Below are 16,484 nucleotides of genomic sequence, written 5' to 3'. Positions count from 1 at the left end.
TTGAGCGGCATTTCGCACTGAATCCGGCGCCCGTCCTCGCCCGCGATCTCCTGCGGCCGCCGCGCCTTCATGATGATTCCAGTTCCGAAAAGAGTGCCCGAAACCCATGTCGTACCACCCCAACAACACCCCCCCGCCCGGCAACTGGATGGTCGGGGCGATCCTCTCGATCTTCTGCTTCTGGCCGCTGGCGATCCCCGCGATCATCTTCGCCGCCAAGGTGAACAGCCTCTGGAACACCGGCGACTACGCGGGCGCTGAGGCGGCCGCGAAGAAGGCGAAGATGTTCTCGCTGATCGCGATCACCCTCGGCATCATCGGGATGATCATCGGCGGCGTCATCACCGCGATGTCCATCGCCGCCGCCAACCAGGCCGTCGAGGAGTACAACCAGGAGGTCGACGCGCTCGAGGAGTCCCTCGACGCCGACCTTGAGGAGCTTGACCAGCTCAACTCCGACCTGGAAGAGCTTGAGAGCTACTAAGGGTCACGGGCTGCGCAGCCCAGGACCCAGGGCGAACGCCCACCCGCCGCCGCACGGCCCCGCACCGGCCGTGCGGCGGCCGCGTTTTCCGCCCCGCCGCACCGACCCTCTAGGCTGACACCGTGGACCCCGTCGTGAACAGCACCGACCCGCACCCCTCCGCCACCCCGCCGCCGGGCCGCCCGGCGCGGCCGAGGGGCCGCCTGCACCCCGCCGTCGCGCCCCTACTCCTCGGGGCGGTCGGCATCGCCGGCGCGGTCATGGTGCACTTCGTCGACCCGCACGAGCCCGGGCACTACCCCACCTGCCCCTGGCTGATGATGACCGGCACCTACTGCGCCGGGTGCGGCACCATGCGCGCCATCAACGCGCTCACCAACCTCGACCTCGCCGGCGCCGTGAGCATGAACGTGCTCACCGTCGCCCTCCTGCCGTTCATGTTCTACTCCTACGTGCGGTGGGTCTACTTCGCCTTCCGGCCCCCCACCCGCCACATCAGGGCCGCCCACCCGTTCTGGCTGTGGCTGCTGCTCGGTGTCATCCTGGCGTTCTGGCTGGTGCGCAACCTGCCGTTCGCCGCCATACTGGCACCGGGCTGATCACCCACGGCGAGGGCGGTGACCGCCCACGCCCCGGGGATCGCTACGATCGGTGGCACAGCTGCGCGCGGCTGCACCACACCACGACCGGCTATTTGAGGGGGCAGTCCCACGTGAGCGTGCTCGACGAGATTCTCGACGGGGTGCGCGCCGACCTGGCCGACCGGCAGGCGGCGACGCCTTTGGAGCGGCTCAAGGAAATCGCCGAATCCGTGCCGCGGCCCCAGGACGTCGTGGCCGCGCTGCGCCGCCCCGGTGTCCAGGTCATCGCCGAGGTCAAGCGGTCCAGCCCGTCCAAGGGGGCACTCGCCGCGATCGCCGACCCCGCCGCCCTGGCGCGCGACTACGCCGACGGCGGCGCCTGCCTGATCAGCGTCCTCACCGAGCAGCGCCGCTTCAGCGGCAGCCTCGCCGACCTCGCCGCCGTCCGCGCCTCGGTCGAGACCCCACTGCTGCGCAAGGACTTCGTCGTCAGCTCTTACCAGCTCTGGGAGGCGCGCGTCCACGGCGCCGACGCCGTCCTGCTCATCGTCGCCGCCCTGGACCAGGACGCCCTGATCTCGCTCGTGGAGCGCGCCCGCTCGCTCGGCCTCACCCCGCTGGTCGAGGTGCACACCGAGGAGGAGATCGCCCGCGCCCTCGACGCCGGCGCCACCGTCATCGGCGTCAACGCCCGCGACCTCAAGACCCTCCAGGTCGACCGCGACACCTTCGCCCGCCTGGCCCCGCTGATCCCCGGCGACCGCATCAAGATCGCCGAATCCGGAGTCCGCGGCCCGCACGACCTGCTGGCCTACGCGAGTTCCGGCGCCGACGCCGTCCTGGTCGGCGAGAGCCTGGTCAAGGGCCGCCACCCGCGCGACGCCGTCGCCGACCTCGTCACGGCCGGCGCCCACCCGGCCCTGCGCGACCGGAGCTGACCGTGACCCGGCTGCCCCCGCCGTTCCCCGCGCCCGCCGCGCTCCCGGCCGCGGCCGGGCGATGGCTCTAGGGAGCCCGCACCCGCACGCGGGCTCCCGTCGCCGTGCCGACCTTTCCAACCGCGCCGGCACGCGCGCACCCTGTGCTGCCGGCGCCCTCCGCCATGGAGAACGATCATGAATCCCGCACCATCGACCGCCCCGTCCCACGACGGGAGCGGCCACTACGACGGCTACGGGGGCCGCTTCAGCCCCGAGGCGCTGGTCGCCGCCCTCGACGAGGTCGCGGCCGAATGGGCCGCCGCCAAGACCGACCCGGAATTCCAGGCCGAGCTGGCCCGGCTGCTCGGTGAGTACACCGGGCGGCCCAGCCCGCTCACCGAGGCCGCCAACTTCTCCGCCGCGTGCAACGGCGCCCGCGTGCTGCTCAAGCGCGAGGACCTGAACCACACCGGGTCGCACAAGATCAACAACGTGCTCGGCCAGGCCCTGCTCACCAAGCGCATGGGCAAGACCCGCGTCATCGCCGAGACCGGCGCCGGCCAGCACGGCGTCGCCACCGCCACCGCCTGCGCACTCCTCGGCCTCGACTGCGTCGTCTACATGGGCGAGGAGGACACCCGGCGCCAGGCGCTCAACGTCGCCCGGATGAACATGCTGGGCGCCGAGGTCATCCCGGTGACCATCGGCAGCCGCACCCTCAAGGACGCCGTCAACGAGGCGTTCCGCGACTGGGTCGCCAACGTCGACTCCACCCACTACCTGCTGGGCACCGTCGCCGGGCCGCACCCGTTCCCCGCCATGGTGCGCGACCTGCACTTCGTCATCGGCGCCGAGGCCCGCTCGCAGGTCCTCGACCGCACCGGGCGGCTGCCCGACGCGGTCGCCGCCTGTGTGGGCGGCGGCTCCAACGCGATCGGCATCTTCGCCGCGTTCATCCCCGACCCCGAGGTGCGCCTCTACGGCTTCGAGGCGGGCGGCGACGGCGTCGAGTCCGGGCGCCACGCCGCCTCCATCACCGGGGGCTCCCCGGGCGTCTTCCAGGGCGCCCGCACCTACGTCCTCCAGGACGAGTGGGGCCAGACCGTGCCCAGCCACTCGATCTCCGCCGGCCTGGACTACCCGGCGGTCGGCCCCGAGCACGCCGCACTGGCCGACAGCGGCCGGGCCACCTACGCGGCGATCACCGACGCCGAGGCCATGGAGGCGTTCCGCCTGCTGTGCCGGACCGAGGGCATCATCCCGGCCATCGAGAGCGCGCACGCCCTGGCCGGCGCCCGCAAGATCGGCGCCGAACTCGGCCCCGACGCCACCATCCTGGTCAACCTCTCCGGCCGGGGAGACAAGGACGTCACCACCGCCGCGACCTACTTCGGGCTCGTGGACGAGCAGGGGGAGCAGTCGTGAGCGAACGCACCGAGACCACCGCGTCCACCCCGCTCCAGGCCCGGCTCGCCGGGGCCCGCGCCGCCGGGCGCGCCGCCCTGGTGGGCTACCTGCCCGCCGGGTTCCCCGACGTCGAGTCCTCCATCCGGGTCATCCAGGCGATGGTCGAGGGCGGCTGCGACGTCATCGAGGTCGGCCTGCCCTACTCCGACCCCACCATGGACGGCCCCACCATCCAGCAGGCCGCCGACCGCGCGCTGGCGGCCGGTACCACCCCCCGCGACGTCCTGCGGGTGGTCGAGGCCACGGCGGCCACCGGCGCCGCGGCCCTGGTGATGTCCTACTGGAACCCGATCGACCGCTACGGCACCGGCCGGTTCTGCGCCGACCTCGCCTCGGCCGGCGGCTCCGGGGTCATCACCCCCGACCTGCTGCCCGAGGAGGCCGGCGACTGGTTCGCCGCCACCGACGAACACGGGCTCGACCGGATCTTCCTGGTCGCGCCGTCCTCGACCGATGCCCGGCTGGCCTCCACCACCGAGGCCTGCCGCGGCTTCGTCTACGCGGCCTCCCTCATGGGCGTGACCGGCACCCGGGCACAGGTCGCCGACACCGCCGAGCGGCTGGTCACCCGGACCCGCGCGGTCACCGGCGAAAGCGGGCTGCCGGTCTGCGTGGGCCTGGGCATCTCCAACGGGGCGCAGGCGGCCGAGGTCGCCGGCTACGCCGACGGCGTGATCGTGGGCGCCGGGTTCTGCCAGCGCGTGCTCGACGCGCCCGACCTGCCCTCCGGCCTGGCCGCCGTGCGCGGCTTCGCCGAGGAGCTGGCGGCGGGCATCCGGGAGGCCCGCCCGGCCGGGCACGCCGGGTAAGAATCGGGTGTGACCAGGGCGCGGGGGCGCGCGAGACCGCCCCCGCGCCGCCCCCCGAGAACTACGCTGCCAGGTGCGGTCGCCGGCTACACACCTCCGACGATGTGTAGTGGCGCCGCTACGTGCAGTAGTATCCCGCTCAGTGCGGTGCCGCGCCCCGGGGCGCGGCGGCGCATGCGCGATACGCCCGTCTCGCCCCAGGGAACCCATTGGACACCGAACAGCAGCAGCCCGTCACCCCCGCCGAGCCGCCCGGCCGCGGAGGGCGGTGGCACACCGTCCAGCCGTGGCTGACCCTCGCCGCCCGGCTCGGGCTCGCGGGCGTTCTGGGCTTCGCCGCGGTGACCAAGTTCCCGCCGGCGCTGTCGGTCCAGTCGGTCGAGGCCTACCAGCTCTTCTCGCCGGCCGTCGCCGAACTCATCGGCTACACGCTCCCGCTGTTCGAGCTCGCCCTGGCCCTCCTGCTGGTCATCGGCCTGGCCACCCGGTACGCGGGCGCGGTCGCCGGGCTGCTGATGCTCGCGTTCATCGCCGGCATCACCTCGGCGTGGGCCCGCGGCCTCACCATCGACTGCGGCTGCTTCGGCACCGGCGGCCCCGTGGCCCCGGGCGAGACCGCCTATGGCGCCGACATCGCGCGCGACATCGGATTCCTGGCGCTGGCCGCGATCATCACGGTCTGGCCGCGCTCCCCGTTCGCACTCGACCGGCTCTTCGGCCTCCACCGCTGAACGGGCCGTACCCCGTACCCGGCGCCGGCCCGGGACCGGCAGCGGCCGGTGCCCCGCGGCGTGCGCACACTCATCTAGGAATGGTGATCGGCTGATGGGCAAGGCGTCGCGGCAGAGCTCCCGCGAACGGCTCCGCGAGGAGCGGCAGAAGGCGGCGCAGCGCGCCAAACGCAACAAGGGCCTGGTGGTCGCCGGGGCGGCGCTGGCGATCGTCGTGCTCATCGTCGGCGGCGGGTACCTCTACCTGTCCTCCGAGCGGCGGGCCGAACAGCAGTTCGCCGACCAGTACGCCTCCCTCCCGCCGCAGACTGTGCAGGACGACGGCAGCGTGGTGCTCGCCCAGGAGGGCGCCTCGGCGCCGGTCGTCGAGGTCTACGCCGACTACCAGTGCCCCGCGTGCCGCCAGTTCGAGATCGCCAGCGGCCCCACGCTCCAGCGCCTGGCCGCCGAGGGGCGGGCCATCGTGCACTACCGTCCGGTGAGCATCTTCGCCCAGCAGCCCGCCCCGCTCAGCGCCAACTCCCTGCGCGGCGGAGCGGCCGCCCGCGCAGCCGCTGACCAGGGCAAATACGTCGAGTACAATGACATTCTCTTCGATAACCAGCCGGCCGAAGGCTCCGCGGGCTTCTCCGCGGCCGACCTCAAGCAGTGGGGACGCGACGCCGGCATCGAGGACACCGCGGCCTTCGACGAGCGCGTCGACTCCGAGAACACGGTCGTGGAGCGGTTCACCGGCAGCTACAGCCAGGAACTGGTCTCCCGGGCGCAGGAGGCGTTCCCGGCCGACCGACTCCAGGGGATGTCGCTCAGCGAGCTCATCGCCTGGGGCAACGACAACGGAATCGACGGATCGTTCCTCGACGGCACCTACGTCAACGAACTGATCCAGGCCACGGCCGCGGTCGGCACCAAATACTCCAGCGGGGCGGACAAGTTCGACTCCACACCGTCGGTGTACGTGGATGGTGCCAAACTGGGCAACGACGCCTTCTCCGGCAACGGAATCGAGAAGGCCGTAGAATCCGCTGGGCCCGGCGAGGTCGACACCCGGCCGCTCGCCGCGGACGACTCCGCGATGACCGAAGTCCCCTGATGCCAAGGAACAGATCCGAGCGATGATCTTCCCGTCGATCACCGATGAGGGCGCGGCCGGCACCGGCCGCGCCCTCGCGGCCATCCCCAGCCCTGAGGTGAGTTCGATCTCCCTCGGCCCTCTGACCGTGCACTTCTACGCGCTGTGCATCCTGGCCGGCGTCATTGCCGCCGTCTTCTGGAGCGAGCGCCGCTGGGCCGCGATGGGGGGCGAGAAGGGCACCATCATGGACCTCGCGGTCCCGGCGGTGATCCTGGGGCTCATCGGCGGCCGCCTCTACCACGTGATCAGCGACTACCAGCTGTACTTCGGCCCCGGACGCGAGCCCATCCGCGCGCTCTACGTCTGGGAGGGCGGCCTGGGCATCTGGGGCGCGATCCCGCTCGGCGCCCTCGGGGTGTGGCTGGCGGCCCGCCGCCAGGGGCTGTCGATGTCGAAGCTCTCCTTCGCCATCGCCCCCACCCTTCCGCTGGCCCAGGCGTTCGGGCGCTGGGGCAACTACTTCAACCAGGAGCTCTTCGGCGCCCCCACCGACCTGCCCTGGGCGGTGCGGATCAGCCTCGACTACACCTACAACAGCAACGGCGAGCCGCGGCCGGGGATGCAGCTGCTGCCGGGCAGCACCACCGAGTACTACACCACCTACCACCCCACGTTCCTCTACGAGTCGCTGTGGTGCCTGGGCCTGGCCGTGCTGCTCGCCTGGCTCGGCCGCCGCTACACCGACGGCCTCGGGGGCGGACGGCTCTTCGCGCTCTACGTCATGGGCTACTGTGTTGGACGGCTCTGGATCGAATACCTCCGTGTCGACCCCGCCAACGACATCCTCGGACTGCGGCTGAACATCTGGACCTCGATCCTCGTGTTCCTTGGGGCACTGGCCTACTTCGTCTGGGCCGGGCGGCGGCTGGACTCCTTCTCCACACGGGTCGTCCCGGCCGGCCACGGCGCCGGAACCCAGGTGTTCGACACCGACCCCGTTTCGGGCGGCGACGACGGCACCGGGGGATCCGCCACCGTCCCGCCCGACGGCGGCGGCTCCGGTGCCCCGACCGGACCAGATGGGCCAGCACCCAAGGAATAGCCCCAGCCTAGAGAGCGCTCGGCCGCGGCGGCGACGCAGCGGCCGGCCACGCCGGATGGATGAGTACACACGTGAGCAGATCCGATTCCGCCGGACGCGCGGGCCGACGCCGGTCGCGGCGCGGCCGGCCCGACCGGGACCGCCGGGACGATCATGTCCGCGATCCCGGCCCCGACGACTACGACGCCTATGACGATCGCCACGGCGACGGCTATGACGGCGACGACACCTACGACGACGCTCCCTACGAGGACGCCGGCGGCGACCCCGGGTACGATACCGGCGCCATGGAGTCCGCCGACCCCGGGCCGCGCCGCGGGCGCTCCGGGCGCCGCCGCGGCGGCAAGGCCAAGTCCAAGGGCAAGGTGAAGGCCAAGGCCGCGGCCGGCGCCGCGGGCGCGAAGACCGGGTCCGGCGCCGCCGCCGACCCCGCCGGCCGCGGCCGCCGGGGGAGCCGCGCCGTCCGTGCCGCCGGCGGCATCGACCCGGTGTCGCGGTTCTCGGCCTCGGCGCTGCGCCGTGTGACCGTCCTGGGCGACCGGCCCAGCCAGGTCGTCTACAACCTGGCCGAGCAGAGCCGCCGCAAGCGCGGCACCGCCGTGTTGGGCACCCTGCTCGGGCTGTGCGGGACCGCCCTGATCGCCCTGCTGGGGGTGCTGGTCTACCAGCTCGTCCTGGTCCCGGGCGGGGTGGCGGGCTCGGGCAGCAGCGCCATCATCGAGCCGCCCGAGGGGCACTCCACCCTCCTGCCCGAGGTCTACCAGGGCCAGGAGGAGGACGCCGAGGTGTTCGCGCCCATCGCGGAGCGCCCCGGCGACGCCGAGGTCATGAACCAGGAGCAGGTGTTCGCCCCGGCCGAGAAGCTGGAACTGGGCGACTACCAGCTCGCCCTGAAGAACTCCGAGGCCAGCGAGGCCTGCACGTCGATGGTCTGGGGCGAGGAACTGGCCCAGGCGCTCGCCGACAACGGCTGCCTGTCGGCTGCGCGCGGCGTCTACCAGGACACCGACCAGGAGTACGTGGCCCAGTTCACCCTGTTCGACCTCACCGACTCCGAGGCCGCCGGCAGGGTCGCCGTGGCGCTCGACCCCACCGACGCCACGGTCGAACCGGGGTTCGTTCTGCCCATGGACGACGAGATCGAGGGCCTGCACTCCGGCTACAGCCAGGCGACGACCCAGGTCATGGGCCACTACCTCGCCGTGTACTGGGTGGCGCGCAGCGACGGCGGCGCCCCTGGCGACGACGAGACCATGGCGACCCTCAACGTCGTCGCGATGAACGCGTCGGTGTGGGTGTACCAGCAGGTCGGCCAGGCCCAGGACGAGCAGGAGGGCTAGACGCCGCTGCCGGGGCCGCGGGGCGGCCCCGGCAGCGCGCGGTCCCGCGCCTCCCGGCTCCGGCTAGGATTCACCCGGGTGGCGGGCGCCCGGCCGACCGACACGGCCCGCCCGTCCGGAAAGTTCTCCCCGACCCCCCGAGAGGTTCTGGTGTCTTCTTCTGAGTCGTCCGTGCCGGCCCGCGGCCGGCGGAGGAAAACCGACGATGCCGACGCCATCGAGGGCCTCGTGGCACCCGCGTCCCGCGGCAAAGGCGGGCGCCGGCGCAAGGGCGGTGCGGGCGCGGCCAAGGGCGGCGCGGGCACCGGCGGCGACGGCCGCAAGGGCCGCCGCAAAGCGCTGCCCATCCTGCTGACGGTCCTCGGCCTGGGGGTCGCCGCCCTCGCCGTGGTGCTGGTCCTCCAGTTCGTGTCGGGCGGCGCCGAGGCCCCCGAGAACCCCCGGCCCGCGGTGTACGGCGTTTACGACTCCGCCAACATCGGCGAGGCGCTGGCCGACGCCCAGGTCGACAGCCGCCCGCTGGCCCAGGGCGAGATGTTCGAGAGGGGCAACGAGGAGATCGAGAGCCAGGACATCACCTTCACCCTGGCCGCCTCCGACCTGGGCGACGACTGCGCCGCAGCGGTCTGGGGCGAGGAGCTGCGCGCGGCCCTGGCCGACGCCGGTTGCACCCAGGTCGCCCGCGGCGCCTACACCGCCGACGACTACATGGGCGTGGCCGCCATGTTCAACCTGGCCGACACCGCGTCCTCCCAGGCGCTGGCCGAGGCCATGCAGCCGCCCGGCTCCCTCGAGGCAGAGGCGCCCGGGTTCGTGGTGCCCCCGAGCACCGAGGCCCCGTTCGACACCCTCGGCGGCGGCTACAGCCAGGCCGAGGCCACCGTCAGCGGCCACTACCTCATGGTCACCTGGGTCCAGCGCCTCGAGTCGACCGACCCCGCCGAGCGCGAGCGGCTGACCGCGCCGCTGATCGCCCTCGGCGGATTCCAGGACCCGCTCTACCGGCGGGTGGTGCAGATGCAGAACTCCCAGCAGGGCGGAGCCGGGGGAACCGGCACCGGCGGCACGGGGACCGGAACGGACACCGGAGCAGGGGGAACGGGCACCGGTGCCGGAACAGGCACGGGAACCGGCACCGGGGAAGCCGGAGGCACTGGCACCGAGGGCCTGGGCACGGACGGCACGGGAACCGGGGTTCCCACAGGCTGACCCGCTGACCCGCTGACCCGCTGACCGGCATCGGGCCGGGCTTCGGGTCCGGTCAGTCCGCCGCGTCCGCCACTTCGGCCGGTTCTGCCAGCCCGCCCACCAGCCGCCGCGCTGCCTCTCGCAGTGCCGGGAACCGGTGGGCGGGCAGGTCCAGCAGGGTGTGACCGGACGCCCAAGGCACCTCGGCCGCCACTCGGGTGCGCGCCGTCTTCTTGTTGACGGGGCGGCCCGATTCGGCGGCGATCGCGATGAGGCCCTCGCGCAGGGTCGCGGGAAGGCTCCCGTGTGCCCGGTCCTGGCAATGCCACAGCAGGCGGTCCTCCGGGGCGGTGGCACCCCGGTCCGTCAGTTGGGCGACGACCACGGTGCCGCGCGGCCCCGGCGTGTTGCGCAGGAAGCGCAGCTCGAAGCGGGGCTCCAGCATCGCGCGCAGCGCCTGCTGGCCCGCCGCGTCGCGCACCTGCGGTGCCCGCGACGCCACCACCACGTGGGTCTCGCCGGCGGCGCCCGCCAGGACGGCGCGGCCCAGCAGCGCGTCCCACCCGCCGGTCAGGTCGACGGCGGCGCACCCCGCCTCGGTGGGCGCGGCCATCCAGTCGGCCAGGTCTACGCGGAGCACCCCCTCGGGCACCGCATCGCGCGGCCACGCGCCGGCCACGGTGTCGGGCGTCGCCGCCTCGACGACCGCGCGGGCGCCGGCCTCGCCCAGGCCGCCGGTGGCCTCCTTGGCGTTGGCCCCCTGGCTGTAGACGCGCGCGGCCGCCGCGCCGCCGCCGGTGGCGGCGGCGGGGGTGCGGGTGGTCGGACGCAGGACGTAGAGGTCGCTGGCGGCGCCGATCGCCTCGGCGCCCAGGTAGCGGTTGAAGTCCGGCAGCACCGCCTCGAAGACCAGGTTCATGCGGGCCAGCCGCGCCTGGGTGCGGGCGACCAGCCCCGGTGTGGTCTCGCTGGCGCCGTAGGCGACCAGGATCCGTCCCCGGCGCGGGTCGGTCAGCCCCTCTAGGCCGCGCCGCACGAACAGCTCCACGCCCTCGGGGGTGTAGGGCGGATCGGTGAAGACCAGGTCGCAGCTGCGGGCGACGGAGGCGGGCAGCCCCAGGCGCAGGTCGGCGAAGTGGCAGGCGACCGGCAGGCCCAGGCGGTCGGCGGCGCGGTCGATGTAGTCGAGCATCCGCTCGTCGATGTCGACCACCACCGCCTCGGCGCCGGGGCTGACCAGGGTGGTGGCCAGCGAGGTGAGGTCGTGGTCGCCCACGCACAGCAGGCGGGCGCCCGGCAGCGCGAAGCGGGTGGCCAGGTGGACGCCGCGGCGCAGGGCGGTGTCGGCGGTCGCGGTGACGTGGTCGAGGTCGGCCAGCGGCGGGGGCGCCTCGTCGACGAGGCGGCGCAGCTCCGCGGCGGCGTCGGCGTGCCCGGCGAGCAGGGGCGCCAGCGGGTCGGCGGGGGCGGGGCGGGCGAACCCCGCGTAGTCGCCGGGCCGGACCAGCCGCACACGGTCGCCGTTGTGCTCCAGCCCGGCGCCCAGGGCGGTGAGCGTGGCGTCGACGAGCCGGTGGGCCACCGTTGTGGCGCGCACCAGCTCGCGCGGGGTCCACCAGGCGCCGTCGGAGAGCGCGGCCAGGACCAGGTGGATGCGGGGGGCGTCGATCCCCTGCTCGGTGAGCAGGCCGGCGAGGCCCGGGGGGTGGTCGGTCACCGATCGATCATCCCACGTGCGCTTTCATCGGCGGGCCCGGGTAAAGTCGGCCCCGGCTCGACACGATCCCGTGCACGGCGGATACGCTGGAAGCGAGGCATTCATCCGCTTTGCGGATGTTTGCCATCCCCGGTCACTGGAGAAGATCACGGCTATCCCCACCATGGCGGTGGCGGAGCGGCCGTCTATCCTGTGCGGGGCGGGGGACCCCCGCCTCACGAAATCACCGCACTGTGGCGGTGGTTGGTCTAGACCTCCGATTGGCATCGGGGCTGGACCTGCATGTATAAGTGTTTTACCCGCGAGTCAGCGATCACCTGGCCGATACCGGCAGCCACGAGGAAGTGCACGCAGCCCGGCGCAAGCCGTCTGTGGGAACCGGGGCCAGGGGAGCGCTCGCTCGGCATGCTGACGCAGCAGGGCCAATGTCGTCCCGGATGCGCTTTTCGCAAAAGCCCATACCCACGACGACAGGAGGGTAGATGCCTGCTGGCCAGGTGCAGCGTTCGTCCGTCCGACCGAACGCCGAGTCCACTCACGAGGGCCTGTACGACAGCACCTTTGAGCACGACGCCTGCGGCGTCGGCTTCGTCGCCGACCTCTCCGGCCGTCGCGGCCACGACATCGTCGAGAAGGCGCTGACCGTCCTGCGCAACCTCGACCACCGGGGCGCCTCCGGGGCCGACCCCGACGACGGCGACGGCGCGGGGATCCTCACCCAGATCCCCGACGACCTCTACCGCGACGTGGTCGAATTCGCGCTCCCCGAAGCCGGGGCCTACGCCACCGGCATCGCCTTCCTGCCCGTCGACGCCGCCGAGCGCGCCCGCGCCGTCGCCCAGGTCGAGGAGATCGCCGCGGACGAGGGCCTGACCGTCCTCGGCTGGCGCGACCTGCCCTTCGAGCCCCGCTACAGCGGCCCCGCCGCGCGCGCGGTCATGCCGTTCTTCGGGCAGCTCTTCCTCACCGGCCGCGCCGGCACCGCCACCGAGGGGCTGACGGGGATCGACCTGGAGCGCCACGCCTACTGCGTGCGCAAGCGCGCCGAGCACGAGGCCGGGGTCTACTTCCCTAGCCTGTCGCCGCGCACCATCGCCTACAAGGGGATGCTCACCACCCCCCAGCTCGAACCGTTCTTCCCCGACCTCTCCGACCGCCGCTACACCTCCGGCCTGGCGCTGGTCCACTCGCGGTTCTCGACCAACACCTTCCCCTCCTGGCCGCTGGCGCACCCCTTCCGCTACGTCGCCCACAACGGCGAGATAAACACGGTCAAGGGCAACCGCAACATGATGCGGGCGCGTGAAGCCACCCTGGCCAGCGACCTCCTCCCCGGCGACCTCTCGCGGATCTTCCCCATCGTCGACGTCGAGGACTCCGACACCGCGTCCTTCGACGCCGCCCTCGAACTCCTGCACCTGGGCGGGCGGTCGCTGCCGCACGCCGTGCTGATGATGATCCCCGAGCCGTGGGAGAACCACGCCGAGATGGACCCGCAGGTGCGGGCCTTCTACGAGTTCCACTCCATGCTCATGGAGCCCTGGGACGGCCCCGCGTCGGTCTCCTTCACCGACGGCACCCTCGTCGGCGCCGTCCTGGACCGCAACGGGCTGCGCCCCGGCCGCTACTGGGTCACCGACGACGGCCTCGTCGTCCTGGCCAGCGAGGCCGGCGTCCTCGACATCGACCCCGCCTCGGTCGTCCGCAAGGGCCGGCTCCAGCCCGGCCGCATCTTCGTGGTCGACACCGCACAGGGCCGCATCATCGAGGACGAGGAGATCAAGGCCGAACTAGCCGCCGAGCACCCCTACGCCCAGTGGCTGGCCGACGGCGTCGTCGGCCTCGACGAGCTGCCCGCGGCCCCGGCCGCCCCGGTCGCCGACATCGCGCACGACCAGCAGGTCTTCGGCTACACCGAGGAAGAGCTGCGGATCATCCTCACCCCGATGGCCCGCACCGGCGCCGAGCCGATCGGCTCCATGGGCACCGACACCCCCGTCGCCGCCCTGTCGGCCCGCTCCCGGCAGCTCTTCGACTACTTCTCCCAGAACTTCGCCCAGGTCACCAACCCCCCGCTGGACGCCATCCGCGAGGAGCTGGTCACCAGCCTGCGCACCGCGCTGGGCGCCGAGGAGAACGTGCTCTCGCCCGACCCCGAGGACTGCCGGCGCATCGTCCTGCCCACCCCCGTCGTCGACGGGGCGGGCCTGGCCGCGATCACCGCCGCGGGCGCCCCCGGGGGCGACCCCGCCTTCCGCGTCTTCACCGCCAACGGCACCTACCCGGTGGCCGGCGGCGGGGCGGCCCTGTCGGCCCGGCTCGACGAGATCTGCGCCGAGGTGTCGGCGGCCATCGCCGACGGCGCCCACATCATCGTGCTCAGCGACCGCGGCGCCGGCGCCGGCCGCGCCCCGATCCCCTCGCTGCTGCTCACCGGCGCCGTCCACCACCACCTGGTGCGGGAGAAGACCCGCACCGAGGTCGGCCTGGTCGTGGAGGCCGGCGATGTCCGCGAGTGCCACCACGTGGCGCTGCTGCTGGGCTACGGCGCCTCCGCCGTCAGCCCCTACCTCGCCCTGGAATCAGTGCGCGACCTGGTCGAACGCGGCGTCATCGGCGGCATCGACGCCGACACCGCCGTGCGCAACACCGTCAAGGCGTTCGGCAAGGGCGTCCTGAAGATCATGTCCAAGATCGGGGTCTCCACGGTATCCGGCTACACCGGCGCGCAGATCTTCGAGGCCCTCGGCCTGGGCGCCGAGGTCATCGACCGGTGCTTCGCCGGCACCACCTCGCGCCTGGGCGGTGTGGGCTTCGACGTCCTGGCCGAGGAGGTCCGCATGCGGCACGCCGTCGCCTATGCGGACAACCCCGCCGATCACCGGCGGCTGGCCGTGGGCGGCGAGTACCAGTGGCGGCGCGAGGGCGAACCGCACCTGTTCAACCCCGAGACCGTGTTCAAGCTCCAGCACGCCACCCGCACCCGACGCTACGAGATCTTCAAGGAGTACACCGCCAAGATCGACGAGCAGGCCGGGAACCTCATGACCCTGCGCGGCCTGTTCCGGCTCAAGGAGGGCGTGCGCGAGCCCGTGCCGATCGAGGAGGTCGAGCCGGCCTCCGAGATCGTCAAGCGCTTCTCCACCGGCGCCATGTCCTACGGGTCGATCTCCGCGGAGGCCCACGAGACCCTCGCCATCGCGATGAACCGCCTCGGCGGCAAGTCCAACACCGGCGAGGGCGGCGAGGACCCGCGGCGGTTCACCCCCGACGACAACGGCGACCTGCGCCGCAGCTCCATCAAGCAGGTGGCCTCCGGCCGGTTCGGCGTGACCTCGCACTACCTCACCAACGCCGACGACATCCAGATCAAGATGGCCCAGGGCGCCAAGCCCGGCGAGGGCGGCCAGCTGCCCGGCCACAAGGTCTACCCGTGGGTCGCCGACACCCGGCACTCCACCCCCGGGGTCGGCCTGATCTCGCCGCCGCCGCACCACGACATCTACTCCATCGAGGACCTCGCCCAGCTCATCCACGACCTGAAGAACGCCAACCCGCAGGCGCGGGTGCACGTGAAGCTGGTCGCGGAGGCCGGGGTGGGCACGGTGGCCGCGGGCGTGTCCAAGGCGCACGCCGACGTCGTGCTGATCTCCGGCCACGACGGCGGGACGGGCGCCTCCCCGCTGACCTCGCTCAAGCACGCGGGCACCCCGTGGGAGCTGGGGCTGGCCGAGACCCAGCAGACCCTGCTGCGCAACGGCCTGCGCGACCGGATCGTGGTCCAGGCCGACGGCCAGATGAAGACCGGCCGCGACGTCATCATCGCCGCCCTGCTGGGCGCCGAGGAGTTCGGCTTCGCCACGGCCCCGCTGGTGGTCTCCGGCTGCGTCATGATGCGCGTCTGCCACCTCGACACCTGCCCGGTGGGCGTGGCCACGCAGAACCCGGAGCTGCGCAAGCGGTTCTCCGGCAAGGCCGAGTTCGTGGTCAACTTCTTCGAGTTCATCGCCGAAGAGGTGCGCGAATACCTGGCGGCGCTGGGCTTCCGCACCCTGGAGGAGGCGGTCGGCGCCGTCGACCTGCTCGACACCGCCGGCGCCGTCGACCACTGGAAGGCGGCCGGACTCGACCTGCGCCCCATCCTGCACAGCGTCGACCCCTGGGCCGGCGACCACCGCCGCCGCGTGCGGGGGCAGGACCACGGCCTGGAGAAGGCGCTCGACAACACCCTCATCCAGCTCTGCGAAGGCGCCCTGGCGTTCAAGGAGCCCCTCAAGCTCGACCTGCCGGTGCGCAACGTCAACCGGACCGTGGGCACCATGCTGGGCCACGAGGTCACCAAGCGCCACGGCGCCGAGGGCCTGCCCACCGACACCATCGACGTCACCTTCACCGGATCGGCCGGGCAGTCCTTCGGGGCGTTCCTGCCCCGCGGGGTCACCCTGCGCCTGGTCGGCGACGGCAACGACTACGTCGGCAAGGGCCTGTCCGGCGGCCGGATCACCGTGCGCCCCCATGAGGACTCGGCCTTCGCCGCCGAGAACCACATCATCGCCGGGAACGTCATCGCCTACGGGGCCACCGCGGGCGAGGTGTTCCTGCGCGGGGTCGTGGGCGAGCGGTTCTGCGTGCGCAACTCCGGCGCCCTGGCGGTCGCCGAGGGCGTGGGCGACCACGGCTGCGAGTACATGACCGGCGGGCGCGCCGTCATCCTGGGCCGCACCGGCCGCAACTTCGCGGCCGGGATGTCCGGGGGCATCGCCTACGTGCTCGACCTGGACCGGGGGCGGGTCAACGGCGAGATGGTCGACATCGACCCGCTCGACGACGCCGACCGCGCCTTCCTGGAGGACGTGCTGCACCGCCACCACGCCGAGACCGGGTCCGCGGTCGCGGCCGCGCTGCTCGCCGACTCCGACGCCGCCCTCGACCGGTTCGCCAAGGTCATGCCGCGCGACTTCAAGCGCGTGCTGGCCGCCCGGGCCGAGGCCGAGCGCTCGGGCCGCGACGTCGGCGAGGCCATCATGGCCGCCGCCCAGTCCTAGACAGAGCCGAGAGGAGGAGAGACGA

Annotated in this window: 12 protein-coding genes; 11 read left to right on the top strand and 1 reads right to left on the bottom strand. The window is 73.0% G+C overall.

All coding sequences use genetic code 11. The features are described 5' to 3' along the window. Window positions 1-106 precede the first annotated feature (106 nt). The 10 genes from ACFOVU_RS21850 (at window position 107) to ACFOVU_RS21805 (ending at window position 9,718) form a co-directional block, all read left to right on the top strand. A complete protein-coding gene (locus ACFOVU_RS21850; RefSeq protein ID WP_378536554.1) occupies window positions 107-484 on the top strand; it encodes a CD225/dispanin family protein in 378 nt (125 codons plus the stop codon). Window positions 485-606: 122 nt separating this feature from the next. Continuing rightward, window positions 607-1,083: a DUF2752 domain-containing protein gene (locus ACFOVU_RS21845; RefSeq protein ID WP_378536552.1), complete on the top strand. Its 477-nt coding sequence runs from the start codon at window positions 607-609 to the stop codon at window positions 1,081-1,083. 113 nt (window positions 1,084-1,196) lie between these two features. Next, on the top strand, window positions 1,197-2,003 hold the full coding sequence (trpC, locus tag ACFOVU_RS21840) for an indole-3-glycerol phosphate synthase TrpC (protein ID WP_378536550.1): 807 nt from the start codon (window positions 1,197-1,199) through the stop codon (window positions 2,001-2,003). 177 nt (window positions 2,004-2,180) lie between these two features. Further along, complete coding sequence (trpB, locus tag ACFOVU_RS21835; RefSeq protein ID WP_378536548.1) at window positions 2,181-3,410, top strand: tryptophan synthase subunit beta; 1,230 nt, start codon at window positions 2,181-2,183, stop codon at window positions 3,408-3,410. Then, window positions 3,407-4,261, top strand: coding sequence for a tryptophan synthase subunit alpha (gene trpA, locus ACFOVU_RS21830; RefSeq protein ID WP_378536546.1), 855 nt, complete (start codon window positions 3,407-3,409; stop codon window positions 4,259-4,261). Before trpB ends, trpA begins: the two co-directional genes overlap by 4 nt. Window positions 4,262-4,470: 209 nt before the next feature. Further along, complete coding sequence (locus tag ACFOVU_RS21825; protein WP_378536544.1) at window positions 4,471-4,992, top strand: MauE/DoxX family redox-associated membrane protein; 522 nt, start codon at window positions 4,471-4,473, stop codon at window positions 4,990-4,992. 94 nt (window positions 4,993-5,086) lie between these two features. Further along, on the top strand, window positions 5,087-6,085 hold the full coding sequence (locus ACFOVU_RS21820) for a DsbA family protein (protein WP_378536543.1): 999 nt from the start codon (window positions 5,087-5,089) through the stop codon (window positions 6,083-6,085). A gap of 22 nt (window positions 6,086-6,107) precedes the next feature. Next, a complete protein-coding gene (gene lgt, locus ACFOVU_RS21815) occupies window positions 6,108-7,169 on the top strand; it encodes a prolipoprotein diacylglyceryl transferase (RefSeq protein ID WP_378536541.1) in 1,062 nt (353 codons plus the stop codon). A gap of 71 nt (window positions 7,170-7,240) precedes the next feature. Then, window positions 7,241-8,509 carry a hypothetical protein gene (locus ACFOVU_RS21810; protein WP_378536539.1) on the top strand — a complete coding sequence of 423 codons (1,269 nt, stop codon included), beginning with the start codon at window positions 7,241-7,243 and terminating at the stop codon, window positions 8,507-8,509. A gap of 228 nt (window positions 8,510-8,737) precedes the next feature. Then, entirely contained in the window at window positions 8,738-9,718 is a 981-nt protein-coding gene (locus tag ACFOVU_RS21805) for a hypothetical protein (protein ID WP_378536537.1), read from the top strand. 52 nt (window positions 9,719-9,770) lie between these two features. On the opposite strand, the gene ACFOVU_RS21800 is transcribed toward ACFOVU_RS21805, so the two are convergent. Then, window positions 9,771-11,414 (bottom strand): bis-aminopropyl spermidine synthase family protein, encoded by a 1,644-nt coding sequence (locus ACFOVU_RS21800; protein WP_378536535.1) that lies wholly within the window; start codon window positions 11,412-11,414, stop codon window positions 9,771-9,773. Window positions 11,415-11,896: 482 nt separating this feature from the next. Between ACFOVU_RS21800 and gltB the strand changes: the two genes are divergently transcribed. After that, window positions 11,897-16,459 carry a glutamate synthase large subunit gene (gene gltB / locus ACFOVU_RS21795; protein WP_378536533.1) on the top strand — a complete coding sequence of 1,521 codons (4,563 nt, stop codon included), beginning with the start codon at window positions 11,897-11,899 and terminating at the stop codon, window positions 16,457-16,459. Window positions 16,460-16,484: the final 25 nt, after the last annotated feature.

It is taken from the genome of Nocardiopsis sediminis (assembly GCF_042650565.1).
GTDB lineage: Bacteria > Actinomycetota > Actinomycetes > Streptosporangiales > Streptosporangiaceae > Nocardiopsis_B > Nocardiopsis_B sediminis.
The sequence above is the reverse complement of the archived record's forward strand: the minus strand, read 5'-3'. Positions and strand labels throughout refer to the sequence as shown.